This is a genomic window from Nostoc sp. (assembly GCF_036919895.1).
Taxonomy (GTDB): Bacteria; Cyanobacteriota; Cyanobacteriia; order Cyanobacteriales; family Nostocaceae; genus Nostoc.
Genome location: NZ_JBALBW010000068.1, coordinates 57354 through 75085, shown reverse-complemented (window position 1 = coordinate 75085; position 17732 = coordinate 57354). Strand labels below are relative to the sequence as shown.

At 40.2% G+C, this 17732-nt stretch carries 17 protein-coding genes; 12 read left to right on the top strand and 5 right to left on the bottom strand.

Features of this window, described 5'->3' with window-relative positions; genetic code table 11:
* Positions 1 to 15: 15 nt before the first annotated feature.
* Positions 16 to 411, top strand: a complete 396-nt coding sequence (gene arsC / locus V7K55_RS12965) for an arsenate reductase, glutathione/glutaredoxin type (protein WP_334831827.1) — start codon at positions 16 to 18, stop codon at positions 409 to 411.
* 35 nt (positions 412 to 446) lie between these two features.
* Here the strand turns inward: arsC and V7K55_RS12960 are convergent, their stop codons facing one another.
* On the bottom strand, positions 447 to 4175 hold the full coding sequence (locus V7K55_RS12960; protein ID WP_334831825.1) for a hybrid sensor histidine kinase/response regulator: 3729 nt from the start codon (positions 4173 to 4175) through the stop codon (positions 447 to 449).
* Position 4176: 1 nt separating this feature from the next.
* Positions 4177 to 4497: a helix-turn-helix domain-containing protein gene (locus tag V7K55_RS12955; protein ID WP_334831823.1), complete on the bottom strand. Its 321-nt coding sequence runs from the start codon at positions 4495 to 4497 to the stop codon at positions 4177 to 4179.
* Between the two features lie 449 nt (positions 4498 to 4946).
* Between V7K55_RS12955 and V7K55_RS12950 the strand changes: the two genes are divergently transcribed.
* A complete protein-coding gene (locus tag V7K55_RS12950; protein WP_334831821.1) occupies positions 4947 to 5975 on the top strand; it encodes a 1-acyl-sn-glycerol-3-phosphate acyltransferase in 1029 nt (342 codons plus the stop codon).
* A 324-nt stretch (positions 5976 to 6299) separates the two neighbouring features.
* Here V7K55_RS12950 and V7K55_RS12945 read toward each other — a convergent pair whose 3' ends face one another.
* Positions 6300 to 6761 carry a GNAT family N-acetyltransferase gene (locus tag V7K55_RS12945; protein ID WP_334831910.1) on the bottom strand — a complete coding sequence of 154 codons (462 nt, stop codon included), beginning with the start codon at positions 6759 to 6761 and terminating at the stop codon, positions 6300 to 6302.
* 154 nt (positions 6762 to 6915) lie between these two features.
* On the opposite strand from V7K55_RS12945, the gene V7K55_RS12940 reads away from it, so the two are divergent.
* The 7 genes from V7K55_RS12940 to V7K55_RS12910 all read left to right on the top strand — a co-directional run bounded on the left by V7K55_RS12940 (position 6916) and on the right by V7K55_RS12910 (position 12952).
* Positions 6916 to 7422, top strand: a complete 507-nt coding sequence (locus V7K55_RS12940) for a hypothetical protein (RefSeq protein ID WP_334831819.1) — start codon at positions 6916 to 6918, stop codon at positions 7420 to 7422.
* Positions 7423 to 7648: 226 nt separating this feature from the next.
* Entirely contained in the window at positions 7649 to 7975 is a 327-nt protein-coding gene (locus V7K55_RS12935) for a DUF6464 family protein (RefSeq protein ID WP_094342362.1), read from the top strand.
* A gap of 240 nt (positions 7976 to 8215) precedes the next feature.
* Positions 8216 to 9454 carry an ABC transporter substrate-binding protein gene (locus tag V7K55_RS12930; RefSeq protein ID WP_334831817.1) on the top strand — a complete coding sequence of 413 codons (1239 nt, stop codon included), beginning with the start codon at positions 8216 to 8218 and terminating at the stop codon, positions 9452 to 9454.
* 7 nt (positions 9455 to 9461) lie between these two features.
* Positions 9462 to 10412, top strand: coding sequence for a branched-chain amino acid ABC transporter permease (locus tag V7K55_RS12925; RefSeq protein ID WP_334831815.1), 951 nt, complete (start codon positions 9462 to 9464; stop codon positions 10410 to 10412).
* Between the two features lie 14 nt (positions 10413 to 10426).
* Positions 10427 to 11029, top strand: coding sequence for a Uma2 family endonuclease (locus V7K55_RS12920; protein ID WP_334831813.1), 603 nt, complete (start codon positions 10427 to 10429; stop codon positions 11027 to 11029).
* A 49-nt stretch (positions 11030 to 11078) separates the two neighbouring features.
* On the top strand, positions 11079 to 12002 hold the full coding sequence (locus tag V7K55_RS12915) for a branched-chain amino acid ABC transporter permease (RefSeq protein ID WP_334831811.1): 924 nt from the start codon (positions 11079 to 11081) through the stop codon (positions 12000 to 12002).
* A gap of 137 nt (positions 12003 to 12139) precedes the next feature.
* Positions 12140 to 12952 carry an ABC transporter ATP-binding protein gene (locus V7K55_RS12910; RefSeq protein WP_334831809.1) on the top strand — a complete coding sequence of 271 codons (813 nt, stop codon included), beginning with the start codon at positions 12140 to 12142 and terminating at the stop codon, positions 12950 to 12952.
* 15 nt (positions 12953 to 12967) lie between these two features.
* On the opposite strand, the gene V7K55_RS12905 is transcribed toward V7K55_RS12910, so the two are convergent.
* Both V7K55_RS12905 and V7K55_RS12900 read right to left on the bottom strand, forming a co-directional pair.
* Entirely contained in the window at positions 12968 to 13849 is an 882-nt protein-coding gene (locus V7K55_RS12905; RefSeq protein WP_334831807.1) for an Rpn family recombination-promoting nuclease/putative transposase, read from the bottom strand.
* Positions 13850 to 13908: 59 nt separating this feature from the next.
* Positions 13909 to 14790 carry an Rpn family recombination-promoting nuclease/putative transposase gene (locus V7K55_RS12900; RefSeq protein ID WP_334831805.1) on the bottom strand — a complete coding sequence of 294 codons (882 nt, stop codon included), beginning with the start codon at positions 14788 to 14790 and terminating at the stop codon, positions 13909 to 13911.
* A 160-nt stretch (positions 14791 to 14950) separates the two neighbouring features.
* Between V7K55_RS12900 and V7K55_RS12895 the strand changes: the two genes are divergently transcribed.
* From V7K55_RS12895 to V7K55_RS12885, 3 genes are all read left to right on the top strand, one after another.
* Positions 14951 to 15682 carry an ABC transporter ATP-binding protein gene (locus V7K55_RS12895; RefSeq protein WP_334831803.1) on the top strand — a complete coding sequence of 244 codons (732 nt, stop codon included), beginning with the start codon at positions 14951 to 14953 and terminating at the stop codon, positions 15680 to 15682.
* 168 nt (positions 15683 to 15850) lie between these two features.
* Positions 15851 to 16885, top strand: coding sequence for an endonuclease NucS domain-containing protein (locus V7K55_RS12890; protein WP_334831801.1), 1035 nt, complete (start codon positions 15851 to 15853; stop codon positions 16883 to 16885).
* A gap of 153 nt (positions 16886 to 17038) precedes the next feature.
* Positions 17039 to 17686, top strand: coding sequence for a histidine phosphatase family protein (locus V7K55_RS12885; protein WP_334831799.1), 648 nt, complete (start codon positions 17039 to 17041; stop codon positions 17684 to 17686).
* Positions 17687 to 17732: the final 46 nt, after the last annotated feature.

Here is a 17732-nt window from a genome sequence, read left to right as displayed (position 1 = left end):
AGAAATAATAACATCATGAAAAAAGTAATGTTTGTTTGCAAGCATAATTCTCGCCGATCGCAAATGGCCGAGGGGTTTACGCGAATATTAGGAGAAGGTAAGGTTGCTGTTGCTAGTTCAGGTTTGGCAGCAAGTGAGGTAGATCCCATCACTGTTGAGGTTATGGCGGAAATTGGGATTGATATTAGCAATCAAACTTCTAAAGCTGTAAGTGATTTCAATGCTAATGATTATAATGCTGTAATTTCATTATGTGGTTGTGGTGTTAATTTACCCGAAGAGTGGGTGTTAAGAGATGTGTTTGAAGATTGGCAACTTGACGATCCAGCAGGGCAATCAATTGAAGTTTTTCGCCGGGTTAGAGATGAAGTTAAGGAACGAGTTGTAAGCTTAATTAAGTCTGTCAATTAACACCAGAACCGCGACTTCTTTGAGAAGTTGCGGATCTAACGCAGGTTGCTACGACTATAAATGAGGTTAGCGATCGCTCGAATTAATTTAGCTGGTTCCACAGGTTTGGTGATATGCTGCCCAAATCCGGCGGCGATTGCCTGATGACGATCGGCCTCACCTGCATAAGCGGTAAGAGCGATCGCTGGAATTGTCCCTCCTTGTTCTGGTGACATAGCTCTGATTTGACGGATCAGCATGTAGCCATCTACTTCTGGCATTCCAATGTCGCTTAACAGCAAATTTGGCTGGAACTGAGGCATAGTTTGTAATGCTTCCACAGCCGATGCTGCCTGAGTTACTACCGCGCCAGATTGCTCTAGAATGAAAGCAATTAACTCTCGCGTATCACGCTCATCATCCACAAGCAGAACTTTCACCCCATTTAGATCGGGTAAACGATCGGGTTGTCTATCGATCTGGTAGCTATCTGGATGAATCTCGATCGTCGGTATCATGACTGTAAATGTTGCTCCCTGTTCTTCGCCTAAACTTTCTGCCTTAACTGTGCCTCCATGTAGCTCAACGATGTGACGAACAATAGCTAATCCTAATCCCAAGCCCCCAAATTTCCTGGTAGTTGCACCATCAGCTTGTCGAAAGTAGTCAAATACGAATGGTAAAAAATCTGGGCTAATTCCCTTACCTGTATCAGTGACTCGAAGTTGAGCCTGAGAACCAACAGACTCTAAACTAATTTCCACCTCTCCACCTTGGGGCGTAAACTTAATCGCATTAGAAAGTAGATTCCAGATAACTTGCTGCAAGCGACCGGAATCACCTGTTACTATAAATTTGGAATCGCACCTTTGGGGTGCAGGAAGCGCAACTTGGATTTGGGATTTGAGATTGTCAGATTGGTTGTTAAAATCGATAGATTCTAAATTTATGTGATAATTTTCTAATCCAAAATCTGAAATCGCAAATCGCAAATTAATAGATTTGGCTTGGGCGGCTAGACGTACAGTTTCTATTGCAGATGCGATCGCAGTTTCCAGATTCACAGGAGCAATATTCAGACTCAGTTTACCTTGCAAAATCCGAGAGACATCTAGCAAATCTTCAATTAGTTGAGTCTGAAGCTTGGCATTGCGCTCAATGGTTTCGAGGGCGCGAGTGGTGGTTGCTTCATCATACTTTTTAGTTTGCAGTAACTTCGACCATCCCAAAATCGGGTTTAGCGGCGTGCGAAGTTCGTGAGAAAGAACCGCCAAAAACTCATCTTTAATCTGGTTAGCTTGGATCAATTCTTCTTTCCGTCGCTGTAACGAAGTCATTAACTCGGCGCGTTCCAGAGCAACCGCTATCTGATCGGAGGTTGCTTGCAGTAGAGCAATTTCCCCAGAGGTGAAGTTAGTGCGGGTGCGACTGGCAAAGGAGAGGACACCAAGCAGTTTTCCTTGAGCAATTAAGGGTTGACCGGCATAGGCTGTAATTTCCAAATTCTGGAGAATCTCGGCATTTGGATGAGTAGAGTTCAGCACATCATTGACGACAATTTGACGGCGTTCTTGCGCTATTAGTCCGCACATATATTGATTAAATTCCAGGTATTCAATTGCTTGAAATACTTCCTCACTGATGCCGTTCCAAGCTACTAACCGAAGTTTCTGCTGATTTTCGTGTGTCTCAATTAGATAGTGGAAGTAAAAATGCAAATCCATTTGCGCCGATAGTTTGTTAAACAAGCTGTTCATTAAATCCAAGGGGCGCTCGGTTGAAAGTAAATCACTGGTTGTTTCCGAGAGCAGTTTGAGTCGTTCGCTGCGCTTTTGCAAGGCAAGTTCTGCAAGCTGGCGTTCGCGAAGGATGCGTTCGCGTTCGGTGATATCAACTGCAACCCCACCGACTAGAAGTTGCCCAGAGGTATTTGCAATAGGAAATTTATATACCAAAAATTCGCCCAGAGTGCCATCTATGCGTGGGGCAGACTCGATGGTTTCAACAACCTGATTCGTCTGGGCAACCATTCTAATATTATCAAGGAGGGGTTGAGCGATTTTGGCTGGGTAGAGGTCGAAAATGTTTTTATTAATCGCTTTTTTTGTTGCTACATCAAATATGCTCAGATAAGTCGGACTTAGGTAAATTACACGTCCATCTGCATTGGTAATCCATGCTGCGGCTGGAATATTGTCCATAAAAGCTTGAAATTGCTCTTGACTCTGACTTAGCGCTTTTTTAGCTTGCTTGAGATCGCTAATATCGAGAATGAATGCAACTGATTTCTGCCGCGATTCTCCTAAAAGGGAGTAGCCAACTACAACTGGGACGATAGAACCATCCTTGCGAATACATTCCTTTTCATAAGGTGTACAGGTTCCCTTCGCTATGGCCTCGGTAAGAGCCAGTTCATCTAAATATTGATATTCAGATGGCGTGATATCACTCCACCGCAATCTACCTGTCTGGATATCTGCTTGGGTATAGCCCACAATTCGCAAAAACTCATCGTTGGCTTCAGTGATGCTACCATTCACATCACCAAAGATAATGCCAACTATATTTGCTTTGACAAAACTCCTGAGCCGTTCTTCACTTTCTTGGATCGCTTTCTCTGCTTCCTTGCGTAAGCGAAGCTCGTCGTAGACATCGCTAATATCTGTAGTGCTGCCAACTATACGGACTGGTTTTCCATCAGCATCCCGTTGCACCACTATTCCCTGATCCAGTACATAGATGTACTGGTTTTCTTGGTTGCGAATGCGATATTCGACAGCATAGCGATCGCCATTTGCCAAAGCAACTTGTACGCGCTGCAAATCCTCTGGATGAACAAGTTCAAGCCACCAATTACCTGTTGGTTCAGCAATGTCAAGGGAATAGCCCAAAATCCGGGTTAACCCATCAGTTCTGTCAACAGTATCCTGTTCTAGATTCCAGTCATAAATAAGACAGTTGACCGCAGATGCTGCTAATTCAAAACGCTCGTTAGCTAACCTCAGACGTTCTTCTTTTTCCCGCAAGATTTGTTCGGCTTGTTTGCGTTCGCTCAAATCAACAACAAAGCCAATGACAGTTTCTTCACTGTCTTCCACGAGGACAGAACCAAGCAAAACGGGAACTCTTGTGCCATCTTTGCAGATATATTCTTTCTCAAAGGGTTTACAAACTCCGGTAGTTTTCAGTTCTTCTACTGAACGCTCACTCAATAGAAGATACTCAGGTGGGGTAATCTCACGCCACTTTATTTGGTTAACAGACAAATCTTCTCGCGTATAACCGACCATTTTCAGAAAAGCATCATTGGCTTCCATAATGGAGCCGTTCTTGATATCAGTGACAATGACTCCAATGATGTTGGATTCTGCCAGTCGGCTAAACCGCATTTCGCTATTTCGCAACAATTTCAGGCTTGTCTCGGCTTTGCCTCTGGCAGTTCGCAATTCTGAAGAGAGGGCAGTAATTAAGAAGGATACTAGTGAGAATGTGGTTAATTGTACTAAGACGTTCAAGCTGAGTAAATCGAACGAATAGACTGGCTCAATCAAAAAATAGAGCGCAGTTGTTACAGAAAGAGCGATCGCCAATACTCCAAGTCCCATGCCACCAGACCAGGCGCTGACTGCCACAGCAGCATAAAATAATGTAAATACGCTCGGATCGAAGACTGGTAAAAACAGTCCCGTCAGTAGCAGCGCCGCTATGACTGCTAGAATCATCACACCATAAGTTAGTAACCAAGAGCGCATCATCAAAATTTTTGTGGGTACTTTCACCATCATCTTAAGAGTCCTCCCGTTGCTCCGCTTTTGGGAGATACTCGTTCACTAGTCTTTTGCCTGGTTCGCCCATCTTTTGTGACATTTCTTCAATCAGCTTTAGTGCCATCTGTGAAGGCACTGTAGATCCGTTCTCCCAGCGATTGACTGTTCGCAGAGAAACTCCCAACTTGGCTGCAAACTTTTCCTGAGATAGATCCAGTTGCTGCCGAAGTTCACGGATTAAATCTGAAATTTTTAGTAGCTTTCCTAGTTCCATACTAGGAAGATTAAGACAAGTGTCTCGCCATTTGTCTCCAACTTGAGGAAGAATTTGAACAGTCATTAGTTGTTATCAATTTCATCTTTTGGCTAAATCCAATGTTATTTATTAGTCTTTATTCGTTGCTGTTCACTGATTTAACTCGTATGTGATGGTTCTGATAACTGTTCGCTATTTTAAGTGGTGCGACAAAATAAGCTAACTATAAAATAAATATTAAATTTTCTTGGCTATGTGATGACAGAATAGTATTATCTCTAACAGTTTAATTATTTTCAAGCATCACGCATTACTACAAATTTATAGGTAGTGTGTTAAACTACCATGCTTCATACCAAACTGAGTTTTCCACTATAAATACTCTCTATAGCAACCCTATTTGAATTAACAACCAAATCTGAAATTGGTTTCAAAATCTGTAGTTAATTTTACTTCTATGGTAAGATTTCAATGGCAAAACTATAAAGCTATAATGCGGTTTTAATCAAATATTTGGCCGTTCTTTAACCGTTTTGATTAATAAACACTCCGAAAACCTCCTCGACACTCAACTGGAAAATACACCAGGTGAAGGCTATATATTTAGCTGGTTTGATTGGTTTTGCCTCTGGTATCCTCCAGGCTGGCTAATTTTATTCAACCGTCATTGGCAGCATTATTACATCGATCCCGATGGTTGGAATTGGCTGGAATATGGATTATTTTTAATTCCGGGCGGATTTTATCTGGCGATGCTAATTCGTTGGTTGCGTCTTGGTTTTCGTTCACCCCGAAAAGAAATTGGTGAATTTGATCCCAAATATCAACAAGCTTTTCGCCAAGAAGTTCTCAGGGCCATCGTCAAATACTATTTTCGGGGAGAATTAAAACAAGTCGAAAACTTGCCGCAAACAGGGCCGTTGATTGTGGCAATGAATCATGCAGGGATGTGTTTTCCTTGGGATTTTTTGACTTTGGGTTATTTATTAAGCGAAGCTAGAGGATGGGTAGTACAACCCGTAGCAAGTCCAGCATTATTCGATCATTCTTGGGTGATTTGGTGGCTACCACCTAAATGGTCGCAGGTTTTGGGCGGTGTGCGAGCCGAGTTAGATGATTTTGAGGCAGCTATGGCCAAAGATAAAATTATCTTATATGCGCCTGAAGGTATTCGCGGCCCTCTGAAAGGTTGGAAAAGACGCTATCAACTAGAAAAGTTTGATGTGAGTTTTGTCAAATTAAGCGATCGCTATCATATTCCCGTTTTGCCAGTAGTTTGCATCGGGAGTGAATTTTTACATCCTTGGGCTGTTAATTTCCAGAAATTGCAACGACTAGTCAAATTACCATTTTTGCCTTTCTCACCTTTCATATTTGTCTTAATTCTGTTTCCGTCAATGGGAATTTGGGCAATGAGAACTCGCTTGAGTTATTCTATTCAGCCTTTGGAATCAGCAGAATTGCCCAATTTAAACAAAGGGCGTACAGATGTTTATCGGCAAGCACAAAAATTACGCGAAAAACTGCAAATTAAAATTAACCAGAGACTATGTATAAAGTAAATATTAAGTAGGGTGTGTTACAGCTTTAGCCTAAGAGGATGTTTGAAAAGTCCTTGGTGATGTATCAAATACTTTTAGATCCCCCTAAATCCCCCTTAAAAAGGGGGACTTTTATTCCGTTTAGGATTAATTTCCGGTTTAGGATGGGGGGAAGATGCCAATTATATCGTTCTGAATGAATACGAAATACTTGATAAAGACGGTATTTTTTTGTATTTCACCTTGTCGGAAGCGCGTGACTACCTTCAGAATTTAATTGCGGATTCATAATAAGATTAGTTAATAGTTTTTGCTTTTAATTTGTGTTGCGTATTATTACAATGACTAAATTGATTTTTCCATAATAAAATTTATCAGCTTTTGCCCTCTACGTTCTACTTCTTGCTGCTTCACAATAATAAAATTCTGCCTTTCAAAAAAAGGTTTAGCTGTAATACTCGCTTCTGTAAATAACTTTTCAACTCCTAAATCTTTTGCTTTTAATTCAAGCTGTTCTAAGATTTTTTTACCAACCCCTTTTCTTTGAAAATCTTTATGGCAGTAAAAACGATCGATATGTCCACTAGCTTCTAATTCACCAAAACCAATAATCTTACCATTTTCCTCTGCTACATAAGTAAACTTACTTCCTAAACCTTTAATCCAAACATCAATATTCATATTTACTGGTGCCCAAGCATCTACTTGTTCTTGTGTGTAATCATGAATATTCACTTCATGAATAGTGTCGTAGAACAATTTCATAATTTCTGCGGTATCAGCGATTTCGTATATTCTTAATCTCATTTTTTCAAAAAATTCCCCCGGAGAGCGTGTAGTTTTGCGTAAGTCATAAGCAGAATTTATCAGATTAAATCTGGCATACAAAATTTATATAGTACAAATATACTATTTTGCTGCTAAAATGCCTTAGAAGTCAGCTAGCCTTACTTGAGGTAGTATGAAAAAAATCTCAGACACGGACAAAAAGCCCATTTTGCTGAAAGTCTCGATGTTGCAGCCTACACCTGTAACTACTGCAATTGTGCCACTGCAACCCCAACAAGAGAAAATCGTCAGTGAACGGGAGCGTTTGATAACACAAGTCGAGCGGATTAATCGGATGGCGGGAGAGTTAGAAGCAGCGATATTGGAGTTGAAAGCGATCGCTAACACACTCAATAGTCAAAAACGTTACCCACTCTTGAAGAAGGAGCTAGGTAAACAAATTTGTCAGTATTTCGCAGTTAGCGTTCCTTGGGTAAAACGAAAGCCTGACGAATCATTTATTTTGACGACGCGAAAAGTTGATTTATTCCGAGCCGAAAGGGAAGCCGCACTGCTAGCACAACAACTTCGTCAGCAAAACAAAAAAAGATTAGCATCGCAGCGACACAGAAAAAACAAAAGTGGGGTGGAGAATGACACAAGACGTTTGTGCAGAAAGGCATTAGTCAACAAATCTTAAAATTACCAACATTCAACGGCAGTTCACGCCTGGGGTTGTAACAGTTATGCTGATTGAAGTGGCAGAAGGAACTTCTTCGTTAAAATTGCTAGATATTACACTGCCATTACTAATTGCCAACAAATATGGTTGCAATTAGGCAAAACTGCCCTAATCTTTGCACTTCCGTAAACCAGAGTGCAACATCAGGGACAATCAATCAGCGCACAGAAGAGGTAAAAAGAAGGTGTTAAAGACACTTTTAGTAATTGCCGTTGGTTTTTTACCGTCCCTGATTTCCCTGTGGGCGATCCGCAAAACCCATGCGCGATCGCGCTTGCGGATGAGGCAAGCAGCCATGAATTTTCAAGCGGTGCAGGGACGGCAAAACCTTAGACCGGTTGAAGGCGATCGCTATTATTTAGAAGGGGTGGGTTATCTGATTGGTGATATTAGCTGCAAATTTAATGCCCGTTCTGGCTACATGCGTTGTGCTGTTAATCCCGACGGCCCATGTAACGGTTGCCGTCACTACGAGCCTAAAGGATTACCTGGTAGCGAAAAAGGGGTTTAAAAGTGCTTACTTAGTACTCAACTGAAGGGATTCTTAAATATAACCGAGGAATGATAAAATCATTACTAATTATAATAATTTGTATTTAGAAGCACTTTGAATATTTCTCTTTGCATGGTGAAATAAGAATGATTTAATAGAATTCGTGCAAAAGTGTAAATCTGCATCATTTGGTTTGCAGATTATGAACTTTACTATTAACTCTTGCCGAATATCTCATAACTAGATGATTATCCAACGATGAACAACGCGATCGCTCGGACAACAGCATTATTATCAACTTGCGCTTTGCTACTAACAGGTTGTGGTGGTGGCACTACCACAGTGACAAATTCTCCAACTAACACTGCAACCAATACTCCAGCGACAACGGGTATATTATCAGGTGCTATTCCCATCGGTATTGCTGTTGCCCAAACTAGCAATGTAGCATTACTAGGTCAAGAGCAAGTCGCTGGGGCCAAACTTGCCCAGAAGTATTTCAATAGTAAAGGTGGTGTTAATGGCACACCAATAAAATTAGTTTTTCAAGATACTAGTGGTGATGAAGCAGGAGCAATTAACGCTTTTCAAACTCTAATTAATAAAGATAAAGTTATTGGAATTGTCGGGCCAACTTTATCACAGCAAGCCTTTAGTGCCGATCCAATTGGCGAACGGGCAAAAGTACCAATTATTGGGCCATCAAATACGGCTAAAAATATTCCCGAAATTGGTGATTACGTTGCTCGTGTTTCTGCACCAGTTTCCGTTGTCGCGCCTAATTCGGTGAAAGCGGCACTTAAGCAAAATCCTCAACTGAAAAAAGTCGCGGTTTTCTACGCCCAAAATGATGCCTTTAGCAAATCAGAAACGGAAATTTTTCAGCAATCAGTTAGGGATCAAGGGCTAGAATTGGTAACAGTCCAAAAATTCCAAACCAGTGATACAGATTTTCAAAGCCAAGCTACCAATGCAATTAATCTCAAACCAGATTTGGTAATTATTTCTGGCTTGGCTGCTGATGGTGGTAATTTAGTTAGGCAATTGCGGGAATTGGGTTATAAAGGCTTAATTGTCGGTGGAAATGGTTTAAATACATCGAATTTATTGCCAGTTTGTAAAGCACTTTGTGATGGCGTATTGATTGCTCAAGCCTACAGTCCAGAACATCCAGGTGAAATTAACGCGGCATTTCGGAAAGCCTATATTGAAGAATATAAAAAAGAACCACCCCAATTTAGCGCCCAAGCTTTTGCAGCAGTGCAGGTTTATGTTGAAGCCCTCCAATCTTTAGATAAAAAGAGTAAAATCAACACACTACAGCTACCAGAATTACGGACGCAGTTAAACAAACAAATACTTGAAGGATCGTACAATACACCATTGGGTGAAATTGGTTTTACTCCTATAGGTGAAGTTGTGCAAAAAGATTTCTATGTTGCTCAAATCAAAATGGAAAAAGACGGTAGTCAAGGTAAATTCACCTTTCTAAAATAGTTGCTACATGAATATCAATATCTTTTTGCAGCAATTATTAAATGGGTTATCTATTGGCAGCATCTATGCAATTTTCGCCTTGGGATATACCTTGGTTTATTCTATTTTGGGCATCATTAATTTAGCTCATGGCGCGATTTTTACTTTGGGTGCATATTTCACTTATGCACTTATGGGTGGTAGTTTTGGATTTAACGGCTTACTGGCTAATGCAGCCTTGCCGATAAAATTACCATTTGTTATATCCTTGATTTTAGGAAGCACCTTGGCGGGATTGGTAGGGATAGTGATGGAACGCGTTGCTTTTCAACCTTTGCGCCGTCAAGGCTCAGATCCTTTGCTAACTGTTGTTTCCAGCTTGGGGGTAGCAGTAGTAATTGTGAATTTAATTCAGTATTTAGTAGGCGCAGAAAGTTACACATACCCCGCAAATACTTACGGTGATTTGCCACCTGCGATTAACTTTGGAAGTCTAGAAAACCCAATTCCGATTCGTAGCGTTCAGGTGGTAATTTTTACTGTATCAGTAGCGATCGTAGCCATTCTTACCTATTTCATCAATCAAACTAAGTATGGTAAAGCAATGCAAGCGATCGCAGAAGATCCAACTACAGCTAGTTTATTAGGAATTAATAGCGATCGCTTTATCATCCTAACATTCTTCATCAGCAGTTTTTTAGCAGGATTAGCAGGAACCTTAGTCGCCTCTAGTGTTAGTATTGCAGGGCCATATTTCGGCATTGCTTTTGGTTTGCGGGGTTTAGCGGTAATTGTTTTAGGTGGTTTAGGTAGTATCCCTGGTGCGGTGGTAGGAGGTTTGTTAATTGGATTAGTAGAGGCGTTTGTCCCTGCTGATTATTCTGGATATAAAGACGCAGTAGCCTTTGCAATTTTGTTTATCATGCTATTAGTTAGACCCCAAGGTTTGCTAGGACGGCGGTTTATTCAGAAAGTTTAAATAAACGTAGCGCTATGAAAACATACACCAAACAAAAGTTAACTTTTGACCAATTTTTAGAACAATGTCCAGAGTCAGGTTTATATGAACTTGTAGATGGAGAAATTGTAGAAGTGCGTGCAACCAGAAATCATGATGATGTCGCTGACTTTATATTATTTAGTTTTAATGATGAAATTAGGCGACTAAATCTTAATTACGTAGTAAAAAACACAGCAGTTTTTAGAACTATAACTGCCAATGGCATAGAGCAAGGGCGCAAGCCTGATGTAAGTGTCATAGATAAAGATAAATGGCGCTCAAATCGTTCTGCTTATGCTGCACTTGAAGAACCCATTCAGCTAGCTATAGAGGTGACATCAACTAATTGGGAAGATGACTACATTGATAAATTAGATGAATATCAACGCTTAGGTATTACAGAATATTGGATTGTAGATTATTTAGCAATTGGATTAAGAGAGTATTTAGGAAATCCCAAAGTTCCGGCTGTATTTGTTTTTCTATTAGATGCTGAGGGAAAATATCAACGCACACATTTTAGAGGTTCAGAACGAATCGTATCACGAACTTTTCCTGAACTGGCGCTGACAGCAGAACAAATATTAACAGCTTAAGAGTTTATCAAAGCGATAGTTTGATTAAGTTTAATCAAAATGTATTATAATGACTGATTTCTTCGCTACTTACGCTTCTTTAATTGTCTCTATGGTATTGGGGGCGTTATTAGGATTATCACTTTACTTACCGTTAATGACAGGGCAATTGTCTTTAGCTAGTCCAGGATTTTATGCTTTAGGTGGATATATTGCTGCAATTTTATCCACAAAAGTTTTTACATTTAGCAGTAGTTTATTTCCCATTCCTTTGTTGTTATTGGAGATGTTAATTGCTGGTGTAATTTCTGGATTATTGGGTGTAATGGTGGGAATTCCAGCATTGAGATTGAGAGGAATTTATTTAGCGATCGCAACTATCGCTTTTGTGGAGGTTCTGCGCGTCATTTCCCTCAATCTAGATATTACAGGCGGTGCTGTCGGAATTTTTGGTATTCCTCAACCTTTCCAAACACAACTTGAATATTTATGGATTGTTCTGCCTTTACTATTAATTAGTATGGTGCTACTTTATCGTTTAGAACGTATCCGCGTCGGTAGGGCTTTTATCGCTATCCGCGAAGATGAATTAGCTGCGGGTGCAATGGGAATCGATCCCACTTATTATAAAGTTTTGGCGTTTACATTAGGAGCTATACTTGCAGGGGTTGTAGGTGCAATTAGCGCCCACTTCCTCAATACCTGGAATGCTCGTCAAGGTACTTTTGATGCCAGTATTATATATTTAACTTTTGTTTTAATTGGTGGTTCGAGAACTTTTTTAGGGCCAGTAGTTGGAGGTATGGTATTTACAGCCTTACCAGAGATTCTGCGAAGCCTAGCTGATACAGGTGGTTTACCTAGTTGGCTAGCACAATTTTTGCGAGATGGAAGATTAATTATTTTTGGCTTACTAATAGTAATAGGTACAATCTTTTTCCCTCAAGGGCTAATTACTCCAGATATTTTTCAAAGACGCAAAAACCAAAAGTGAACTATATAATAATATGCAGAAATTTTACATGATGTCCGAGCAATTAAACATAATACCCGGAACCCCACCCCGCCAAAGCTGCGCTTTAGCTCCCCTCCCCGCTTGCGGGGAGGGGTTGGGGGTGGGGTTCTTTTATTATGGGTAATTTGGCGGACATGATATCATCCGGGACTCCAGTAACTAACAGCAGTATTGTCTTAGAAGTAAAAGCTTTAACTCGCCGCTTTGGTGGTTTAGTGGCTGTAAATAATGTATCTTTTAGTGTAAATAAACATGAGATTTTTGGACTGATTGGCCCTAATGGTGCTGGCAAAACAACACTGTTTAATTTGATTACTGCTTTCATTCCACCTTCTAGCGGTAAATTAATTTATCAAGGTGCAGAAGTTTCTCGGTTGCGTCCCCATCAAATTGCTGCTTTAGGTATCGCCCGTACTTTTCAAAATATCCGCTTGTTTGGGGAATTGTCGGCGTTAGAAAATGTGATAATTGCCCGACATTTACACACTAAAAGTAATATGATGGCGGGAGTTTTGGGATTACCACCAGCGCCTAGTGAAGAATTGAAGACTAAGCAGAAAGCTTTAGATTTATTAGATTTGGTGGGATTAAGCGATCGCGCTGACGAAAAAGCCAAAAACTTTGCTTACGGCGATCAGCGTCGGCTAGAAATTGCCCGTGCTTTAGCATTACAACCGCAAATCTTACTTCTCGATGAGCCGGCGGCGGGGATGAACCCCAACGAAAAGCAGCAATTGAGTCAATTTATCCGTAGTCTGCGAGAACAGTTTAATTTGACGATTATCCTCATTGAACACCATGTACCCTTGGTTATGGGTTTGTGCGATCGCATTGCGGTATTAGATTTTGGGCAATTGATTGCATTGGGTGAACCATCTGTAGTCAGAAACGATCCGGCTGTGATTGAAGCTTATTTGGGTAATGAATGATAACTAACTTGAGAATTACAAAATCTGTTGCAATTCCTCAATAGTATTTGCAGTGACAATATTTCGTAAAATTGTCTTCAAACGCTCCAAATCCTGAATCTGGTTAATTTCTGGCATCAATTGTAAGCCGCGATCGCTAAATTTCAACTCTAAATTAATTTCAATCGCAGAAAGTATTCCTTGCAGTTCTCCGCGTGCTTTGCCGCGTTCTTCCCCGCGTGCTTCCCCGCGTGTTTCTCCTTCGCGGAGAATTTCTTGATACCAAGGTGACTCACGTAATACGGTCATATCCCACCTCATGATTTCTTGAACGAGTGTATTCTCTAAAACAAACGTAGCAAAAAAAGCTAGAACTGTTTCCAGTTGGTTTAGTTGTTCATCAGCACGGAGAATTTGCAATGCTTCTCTAATAATAGATTCATTTTCACCACCTTTGAGAATGGGTACAAATGGTAGTAAGGATGGTAAGGGTTGTTGAAAAGCAATATTAACATCAATTTCCCACAGGTTAATTACCCGATAATCTTGTATCGCCCGTAATCCTGCAATATTTGATGTAAAGCTTGTGGGTATTTCGTTGTTACCAGTTTTAAGAATATTGATCAGAACGGGATATGTTGGTAAGTTATATTTTTCTTCTGCAAGTGCAGCATAAGCACGCATCCGACGCGGCATTTGGGATTTATAACGTAATTGCAATTCGTTGAGAAGCAAAAATTCTCCATGTTGGGGACTACTGACACGGATTAAAACATCACTTTCCCGGCTAATCCACTGAAATTCACTATTTAGAATTTCTCCAGCAACAATATCAGGAATCTGAGTCACCCATCTTGCCCAGTTATTGGGTGCGAGACTGATTAATTTTTTGGTACTGACATCAGCAGGCTTCGTCATTAAGGTAAAGATGCACTAAGTAAGTGAGATTTATGGTAACTTGAAATCTTCTATGGAATTTATGTAGACAAAATTTGCATGAATTCGTCTAAAGAATTTACAGCGATACCTTCTCTACGAGAGGCTACGCCAACGGTAAACTCCGCTAACGCGCTATCCATTAAATTTTCTAATTGTTCAACACTTTTACCCTCAAGCCTTACTTCCACCTCATGAGAAATTTCGCCAAAGCGTTGTTCTAATACTCGGATTAACTGCCGTCGCGCCCCCTCTTGAATACCTCTTTGCTCAATCTCGTGATACCAAGACGATTCTCGGAATGCTGCCATATCCCACCTCATCATTTGTTGCACTAAAGGCGTGTCTAACACAAAGCTAGCAAAAAATGCCAGCAACGATTCTAATTCGTTCAACTGTGCATCTGCTCGTAGCGCTTGTAATGCGCGTTGCACAACTGATAATTCTCCCCCTCCTCGCAGGATTGGCACAAAGGGTAACAAAGATGGGAGTGGTTGCTCAAACGCGATTTCAGCATCGATTTCCCACAAATTAATTACGCGATAATCTTGGATGGCACGTAATCCCAAAAATTCCTGCTCGTAACTATTGACAATAGTTAAGGTGGATGTGGGCGGTAAAATATTGATGAGTACTGGGTAAGTTGGCAATCGATAGCGTTCTTGTGCTAAGGCGGTGTATGCTCTCATCCGTAGAGGCATCTGTGCCGTATAACGCAGTTGTAGTTCATTGAGTACAAGAAAATCGCCGTGAGTGGCACTGTATGCCTTCACTAACACATCTGTTTCGCGGCTAATCCAATGAAACTCAGAGCCGAGAATTTCTTTGGCCACAACTTCAGGAAGCTGTGTTACCCACTGTAACCATGCATCAGGAGCTAAATTAATTAGTCGTTTGCTACCAATATCTGCTGCTTTTACCACAGGACGCTTGATATCTTTATCAGTAATTAATAGTACATCATAAAGATTACGGTATTATGGCGTTGGTTTGAAGTTGATGCAATGTCTACGCACTGTTTTAAGAAATGTATGATTGATGTATCTTAGATTTTAAATCAATATTTCTGGATGTAAACCGCCAATGAATGCCGATAGTAGACCAAACTATACAATTTTAGAAGTTCAAGAACTTGATGTTAATTATGGCGGCATCCAAGCTCTAAAAAAGATTAATTTAATTATTCAAAAAGGTGAAGTAGTTACTCTAATTGGTGCTAATGGTGCTGGTAAAACTACTACACTCCGCGCCATATCTAAAGTAGTTAATCCTAAGAGTGGTGTGATTTTATATAATGGACATAATATTACTCGCCGCCAAACTCACGAAGTTGTACAACTTGGTATTGCCCATTGTCCAGAGGGACGTAGAGTATTAGCGCGACAAACAGTATTTGATAATTTACTTTTGGGTGCTTATATTCGCTCCAATCAAGCCGAGATCAAAGCAGATATTCAGCGCCAATTTGAGCTATTTCCCCGCTTGTCACAAAGACGCAATCAACTAGCAGGAACTCTCAGTGGTGGCGAACAACAAATGTTAGCGATCGCAAGGGCTATCATGAGTAAACCACAACTCTTACTTTTAGACGAACCTAGCTTAGGTTTAGCCCCTGCGATCGTTCGGGAAATCTTCTCGATTATTGAAAATCTCCGGGCTACAGGCGTGACTATTTTGTTAGTTGAACAAAATGCTAATCTGGCGCTACAAATTGCCGATCGCGGTTATGTTTTGGAAGCTGGTTCTATCACTTTATCAGGTGCAGCATCAGAATTGATTAGTGATGAGCGAGTTAAAAAAGCTTATTTAGGATAAAATCGTGAACAACAAGATCCCCGATTTATTAAAGAAGTCGGGTATCTGAGCTTTTAAGCTATAGATGATTGATTGTTATATATGAATAATTATTGTATAGATTTATATCTAGCTTTGGGAATACTAAAGATAGTAATTTACTCAAGTTAGAGCGAGATAATGGATTTCGTGAATTTAATAAAAACGGGTGATAGTTGGAAATTTGCAACTGAAGCTGATTTAGAAGATTTCGTCTGGGCAAATTTAAAAGAAATTTTCGGGTTAATTCCGCTAAAGCGGCAATATTATGTTAATGGTCAAATTTGCGATATTTTAGCATTGGGTGAGCAGAAACAGTTAGTAGTGCTGGAACTTAAAAACGGTGAAGATAGATATATTGTTCAGCAACTAACTCGATATTATGAAGCTTTACTAGAAAATAAACCCTTTCAAGAAAAGGTAGACTATGGACAATCTATTAACTTGATAGCAATTAAACCTAATTTTCATCGAGATAATTTCACAGATAGGAAGTATAGCCATCTGTCTATTCAATTTCTCGATTTTAAAATATTGGTAGCAGATCAAAACTTATATTTAGAACTAAAAGACTTAGATACCAGCAAATTGTCAAAAGTAACAATTCCTCATCAGGAAAGAGATGTTAATGAAGATATACCTGCTCCTCCTAGAGCAATTATTAACCGCCTAGTTAAATGTGACAATTCTAGTGAAAATGAGCGAGAGGCTGTACTCAGAATTCGTAAAAAAATTCTTGGCTTTGACAAACGCATTCAAGAAATTGTTAAACCTAATTCTATTGAATATGGTAAAGGGAAAAATAAGCTCTGTGCCGAGTTTCATTTTGGTAAATCTTTTTATGGCTCTCAAGGTAGACCTAACCTATTTCTAAGATTACCTGAGCCAGAACCATATTTAAAGCAAAATACTCTGAGAATGCATATTGCTGCTGATAAAGACTGGACTATTTTTTATCTAATAATTAATTATCCTAGAGCCTTTATTTGTAATAAAAATAGAGGTCGTAGTATGTATCAATATCCTGCATTTATAGAAACAATAAAAAGATGTGGGGAGGGTGCGTTACGAGATGAGCGATCGCACATCTGCTATCAAAATTATGAAAAACTTATTCTGAGTGAAACTAACTCTTTAGAGCTTTTAGTCGATATTGCTTTAGAGACTTGGCTAAAAAGGCTTTAAGAAAAGCTACTGATGCCACTAATAACTTTTCCTAATCATTACTATTATTAAATATTATTACGATTTTTGTCATATATTAATATTTGCAGCCCTGCTTGCAGATATCTATTATCTGTTTAGCGGCGAATTCTATTCATCGGCATAATTAAACCCATGAGTCAAATAGTCTGGATAGCAAGACACGCTAACCGCCTCGATTTCGTAAACCCTGATTGGTTTCTCACTGCCGAACGACGCTACGATCCACCCTTGTCTGATGATGGTATGGTGCAGGCACAACATTTAGCTAGACGATTGAAAAGGGAAAATATTGGCCATATTTTCGCTTCTCCTTTTCTGCGAACCGTACAAACGGCAAACGCAGTTGCAGAAATGCTCAAATTGCCGATCCAACTCGAAACAGGCTTGAGTGAATGGCTAAACCCAGTTTGGATGTCAGAAGAACCCGAAAGACTCTCAACTCCAGCTTTAGCAAAATTATTCCCCAGGATTGACACCAGCTATACCTCACGCATCGCCGCCAAATATCCTGAAACTCACGAAAAAGTGCGAGAACGTTCTGGGCAAACTGCTAGATGTTTAGCTACTGAGTTCTTCCCAGAGGATATCCTGCTAGTGGCGCATGGTGCATCTGTATTGGGGGCAGCAATGGGGCTGGTGGGGGAAATTGCCAAAACAGAAGTCAAAGCTTCTTTATGTTCGTTGGTAAAAGTGGTACGCGAAGATCCAGAATGGTTATTAGAACTCAAGGGAGATACTTCCCATTTAACCCACATAGAAGAAGTTATTCGGTTTGCTTAAACCTCTGATAGAGATTTGCGTTCGCGGCTTCTGCTACGTTGGGTAT

Excerpts from the sequence above, each read along its gene's own strand:
- V7K55_RS12910 (WP_334831809.1), top strand. The coding sequence starts at position 12,140 with ATGGGTAATTTGGCGGACATGATATCATCCGGGACTCCAGTAACTAAC.
- V7K55_RS12905 (WP_334831807.1), bottom strand. The coding sequence starts at position 13,849 with ATGACGAAGCCTGCTGATGTCAGTACCAAAAAATTAATCAGTCTCGCA.
- V7K55_RS12885 (WP_334831799.1), top strand. The coding sequence starts at position 17,039 with ATGAGTCAAATAGTCTGGATAGCAAGACACGCTAACCGCCTCGATTTC.
- V7K55_RS12940 (WP_334831819.1), top strand. The coding sequence starts at position 6,916 with ATGAAAAAAATCTCAGACACGGACAAAAAGCCCATTTTGCTGAAAGTC.
- V7K55_RS12955 (WP_334831823.1), bottom strand. The coding sequence starts at position 4,497 with ATGACTGTTCAAATTCTTCCTCAAGTTGGAGACAAATGGCGAGACACT.
- V7K55_RS12895 (WP_334831803.1), top strand. The coding sequence starts at position 14,951 with ATGAATGCCGATAGTAGACCAAACTATACAATTTTAGAAGTTCAAGAA.
- V7K55_RS12925 (WP_334831815.1), top strand. The coding sequence starts at position 9,462 with ATGAATATCAATATCTTTTTGCAGCAATTATTAAATGGGTTATCTATT.
- V7K55_RS12945 (WP_334831910.1), bottom strand. The coding sequence starts at position 6,761 with ATGAGATTAAGAATATACGAAATCGCTGATACCGCAGAAATTATGAAA.
- V7K55_RS12960 (WP_334831825.1), bottom strand. The coding sequence starts at position 4,175 with ATGATGGTGAAAGTACCCACAAAAATTTTGATGATGCGCTCTTGGTTA.
- V7K55_RS12920 (WP_334831813.1), top strand. The coding sequence starts at position 10,427 with ATGAAAACATACACCAAACAAAAGTTAACTTTTGACCAATTTTTAGAA.
- V7K55_RS12930 (WP_334831817.1), top strand. The coding sequence starts at position 8,216 with ATGAACAACGCGATCGCTCGGACAACAGCATTATTATCAACTTGCGCT.
- V7K55_RS12915 (WP_334831811.1), top strand. The coding sequence starts at position 11,079 with ATGACTGATTTCTTCGCTACTTACGCTTCTTTAATTGTCTCTATGGTA.
- arsC (WP_334831827.1), top strand. The coding sequence starts at position 16 with ATGAAAAAAGTAATGTTTGTTTGCAAGCATAATTCTCGCCGATCGCAA.